Annotated in this window: 2 protein-coding genes; both read left to right on the top strand. The window is 62.8% G+C overall.

Features of this window, described 5'->3' with window-relative positions:
• On the top strand, positions 1-1,642 hold a 1,642-nt coding region (locus BM070_RS24950; RefSeq protein ID WP_175518602.1), incomplete at its 5' end, for an ADP-ribosyltransferase-containing protein.
• 8 nt (positions 1,643-1,650) lie between these two features.
• A partial coding sequence (locus tag BM070_RS23765) for an ADP-ribosyltransferase-containing protein (protein ID WP_217648973.1) occupies positions 1,651-4,970 on the top strand: 3,320 nt, incomplete at its 3' end.

The following is a 4,970-nucleotide window of genomic DNA, read 5'->3' as shown; positions in this document are numbered from 1 at the left end:
GACCACCGTGACCCACCTGAAACTCGACCGCTGGATGGATGTTTCGGCCGATGCCGCGATGGATCAAGAGGAGGTGCCCAAACACAGCCTTCGAGATGACTTGGATTTGCAGTGCGCAGCCACCGTGGAGAGCATGCGGCAGGCGATCGTCGAATGCGTCGGGCACGACGCTGCGGATCTGGCCCGTACGGTAGGCGGGTTGGTGGTTACTACCTCGCGCGACCCGTACGCCAACCCCGGTTTCCGCAAATGGTTTGCAGATTCGAAGGTGGTTGATGCGATGGGTGTTCCGCAGGTCGCCTTCCATGGCACCAACGCCAATTTCGAGAAGTTTGCACGCGACAAACTCGGCCGGCGCAGTAACAGCGATACGGCATTCTTCGGCATGTACTTCACCACCGATCCGGTTGTGGCCTCCGAATTTGCGAATGGCGGCCCTTCCGGTGGAGAAAACGTCATCCCTGCATATCTAGCCATCCGGAATCCCTGGGTGGTCTCTGCAGCCCAGTTCCAGCAGCTGGTGAATTTTGCGGACAAGTCGGAGGTACTGAGCATGCTGCGCTCCTTCCGTGGCGAAGGTATCGATGGGTTGCGCATCCTGCCCGACCCGCAGCTGGGCGCTGAATACAGCGGTGATACCTGGGTGGCTTTCTCTCCCAACCAGGTGAAGTCGGCCATCTCGAACGTGGGCACGTACAGCCGGCGGAACGCGAGCATCCTGCACAGCGTCTCGGACGGAGTGGTCCAGGCCTGGCACGACGACGCCCGGCGCGTCACGACGTTCGTGGTGGACCAGATCCCCGCCGGTCGTGAGACGGCCGTGTTTCTCCATGAGGTGGTGCATCGTCATGGGCGCGGAGCGCTGCCCGCGGGGACGTTCGATTACCTGGTCGGCCAGGTGAATGCCTGGGCCAAGCGCAGGGACGGCACCGTGGAGCGCGAGATCTACGGGGCTGCGGCACGCCGCGTGGCCCGGGCCCGCGTGTCAGGCCCGGCTGCTGAGGAAGAGCTGTTTGCGTATGCGGTCGAAGAGGCGTTGGTAAGGGGTGTGAAGCCTTCGGCAGCGGCGGCTGTCGGCAGCGCCCAGGCCTGGCTGCAGGTGGTCGTCGAAAGCATCCAGCGCATTGGTGAGAAGCTGATCGGAAACGCCCTGCAGGGACTAGATGGGCAGGACCTCGTGGACTTGGCATACGCCCTGGCGCAGGTGGATAGCCCGGAACATGGATTCGAGGTTCGCCGTGCACTGGCAATGTCTGCGTACCCGGAGATCCTGCAGGACGCTCGCGAGATCGCGAGCTTCATGGAACGTCACGCAGGGAATTTGGACTTCGATGCCGAGTTTGCTCGCGAATACTTTGCAGGGGCCAAGGCGGTTAAACGGCTGCTGCCGGTTACATCGCTCGTGCTGGGGCACTCCGATGCTAACCGTGCGGAGCCGAATCGGCAGGCAGCGTGCGCGCGCCTCAGCCCCGAGACCGTACCGCCGATTATCGTGGAATGCGGCGAGGTCAAAGACGGTAGTCACCGACTCCGCGACGCATTGGCACGGGGCATCACGCACATGTGGTGTTACGACGTCGTCGATGAGGCCGAACCCATCCACGCTGCTGATTTCCATCCCGAGGCCGAGCTGCAGGCATGAGGCCCGGCATGCAAAAGAGCGCGTTCGACCAGTGGTTCGGCTCGTCGGTCATCAGGGAGGCTGACGGGCAGCCCATGCGCATGTACCACGGGACGTACGCCCCTGACGTCGGCGTGTTCGACCGCCTGAAGGCGGGGTGGCGTGGCCAGTCCATCGACATGGTCGGCTCCTGGTTCTCCAGCACGCCGGGCCCCGCCGGCGCCGGCAAGTACGCGGACAGTGTGGGAGCCGCGATCTACCCGGTCTACCTCGCCATCCAGCGTCCTCGCTACTACGACTCTTTCCGCGAGCTGCTGCAGGCCATGCATGAGGCCAACGGAGTGGAGTACCGGCCCGGGATGAACGGCAAGGGCTCGCCGGAGGCCTTGCGCGAGAAGCTGACCTTGCAAGGCTACGACGGCATCGTGCTGGCCCAGACCAACGTCGGTGAGCTGAACCAGGAGCTGGATCAGCTCATGCGAGCCGTTCGCCGCGCCAAGGATGAGGAGTACGCGGCACCTCGGCATGAGCGCCACATCTACATGGCCAAACGGGAGCGGATTGAGGAATCTGCTGCACGTCTGCGCGAGGAGGTGCGGTTCTACGAAGGCAGTACCGAGTTCGACGGCCAGACCGTGGCCATCGCCTTTCACCCAGAGCAGATCAAGTCGGCATTGGGCAATGACGGTAGCTACTCGCCACAGAACCCGGACATCCGGCGCAGCCTCCAGGCGGCCCAGGAAGCCGGGTTTCCGTGGCAGGTTGGGGGGTACGCCACAGTCGGGAGCATGAAGGCCTCCATCGCCGAGCTGGTGGGGCTGGACGCCATGGAGCTGCAGGCCAGCGTAGGCAGCATCGTGGTGACCACCAGCGAGGATCTGGAGCAGCAGCGCGAAGACGCGTTTCGTCGTTGGTTCGGTGAGAGCGCCGTGGTCGATGCTGCTGGTGATCCGCTGGTGCTGTACCACAGCGGCTCTTTCGACGAGGCGGTGGACGCCGTCCCCACCGTGGGCGCTTCTGGCTTTCACTTCGGCACCCTCACCGCTGCGCAGGAGCGCGTGCGCGGCAAGTTCGTCGATGACCAGGTCGCGGAGGCAGAGATCTACGAGGAAGACGGTCGCTTCTACGTGGACGGTGAGTGGCCGACGCAGCCGGCATTCGGCTTTGGCACCGAAGCCGATGCCCGCAGCTGGATTGGTGGAGAGGTCAATCAGTGGGACATCGAGCTGGAGGAAGGCCAGATGACTCAGGTGTTCCTCTCGATCAGCAATCCGAAGAGGGTTGTTGACCAGGGAAGTGACTGGGCGGCCGTGATCGCGCAGGCGAAGGAGGAGGGCCACGACGGCATCGTCTACAGGAACGCGTACGAGGACAAGGGGAGCCTGTCGTACATCGCTTTCGAGCCGGCCCAGATCAAGAGCGTGCGCAACACGGGCAGCTTCGACCCGCGCGACCCACGTGTCACGCACAGCCTGGCTGAACAGGCGCGGGCTGGAAAGCAGGCGGCGTTCGACAGGTGGTTCGGGGCCAGCAAAGTCGTTGCTCCGGATGGCAAGCCGTTGGTGGTCTATCACGGCACCAACACCGACTTCACCGTGTTCCGGCCTTCTGGTGACGATTCATCCCTTGGAGCCGGTATCTATCTGACCAGCGACGCTAGCAGTGCGTCGGACTATGCGGTTGACAACGCCGAGTTCCGTGATGGGCCACCATCGGTCATGCCGCTATTCGTGCAGATGGCTAGTCCGATCATTGCAAGCAGCGAGGACGAGCTGCTGGAGGCGATCGGAAAACTGACACCGGCCACCCACTGGGACGAGGTTCGGCGAGATCTGGAAGCGGCGGGAGTTGATGGACTCTGGCAGAGATATCCTGGTGGCGGCGACCAAATTGTTGTCTTCCGCCCCGAGCAGATCAAGAGTGCCATCGGTAATCGTGGCACCTATGACCCGCGGAATTCCGATATACGCTTCAGCTTGTCCGAAGACGGTAGTGATGGCGCATTTGTCCGCTGGTTTGATGGCAGTGCTGTGGTAGATGAGCGCGGCGCCCCATTGATCGTGTATCACGGGACTACGGCAGAGTTCTCTGTGTTCAACATGGATGTCAACCGCGACGACTTCGGAATATTCACCACGCCGAATCCCGCATTGACGGCCAGCTACGCTGACGGCCCTGACGGACGCGTGATGCCTCTTCACCTGGCGATCAAGAATCCGTACGTCATGGACCACGACGAAAGGGTGATGTGGCAGATGGAGCCATCGGCCTACCATGAAGGCGGAATGCAAGGATTCATTGCAGACCTGAAGCGTGATGGGTTCGATGGCATCAAGGTAGAGGGACGACGCCTGACGGCGGCTGAGTTGTCCGACGACGCGGATGAGCAGTTCAACGATCTGTGGATACCGTTCCGGCCGGAGCAGATCAAGAGCGCGATCGGCAACTGCGGCACCTACGACCCACGAGATCCCGACATCCGCTACAGCATGGGCGAATCGCCTCGTGGTTCGGCCTTTGATCGCTGGTTCGAGGGCAGCCAGATCGTAGATGGACGCGGCGAGCCGCTGGTGGTTTACCGTGGGGACGCAAAGGGACTGTCTGTCTTTAACGGAGAAAGGCATGGGAGCCGCGTTCAAGGCAGCATTTTCTTTGCCAGCTCTCCTTACGTAGCGCGCGGCTACACCCCAGGAGCCTGGAGAGAAAACAAGCTGAAATGCTCGGACGAGCTTGTCGAGAGCGACGGACTGTACCGGGCCTATCTTTCCATCCTGAACCCCCTTCTTGTCGATGCTGGTGGTGCGAATTGGAGTGCGGTGCCGAATCCCTTTGCGCGACCAGGTAGCTCGGAGTGCATTCAGATCGACGATCTTGCTGCACTCGCTAAGGAAGCGGGGTATGACGGGCTCATCGTGAAGGACGTATGGGACCAATTCGGCGATTCAGACCAGTATGTTGCGTTCCGCCCGGAGCAGATTAAGTCCGCCACCGGCAACCGCGGCACGTACGACCCTGCCGACCCGGACATCCGCCACAGCCTGGGCACTGACCAGGATATCGGCCCTCGGGCCCAAGCCTGGCACGATGCGTCGTCGAACACCACAGTGTTCCTGGCCGATCGCATCCCCGCCGGCCGCGAGGCGGCGGTGTTTCTGCACGAGACCGTGCACCGCCACGGCCGCAGCGTGCTACCAGAGCACACCTTCGACCAACTGGTGGGCCAGGTGCACACCTGGGCTCAGCGCAGCGCCGGCACCGTCGAGCGCGAGATCTACGGTGCCGCGGCCCGCCGTGTGGCCAGGGCCCGCGTGTCGGGCCCGGCGGCCGACGAAGAGCTGTTCGCCTATGC

Source organism: Paracidovorax wautersii (genome assembly GCF_900113035.1).
Classification (GTDB): domain Bacteria; phylum Pseudomonadota; class Gammaproteobacteria; order Burkholderiales; family Burkholderiaceae_C; genus Paracidovorax; species Paracidovorax wautersii.
Note: the sequence above shows the minus strand (reverse complement) of the source record. Positions and strands in the feature narration are given on the sequence as shown.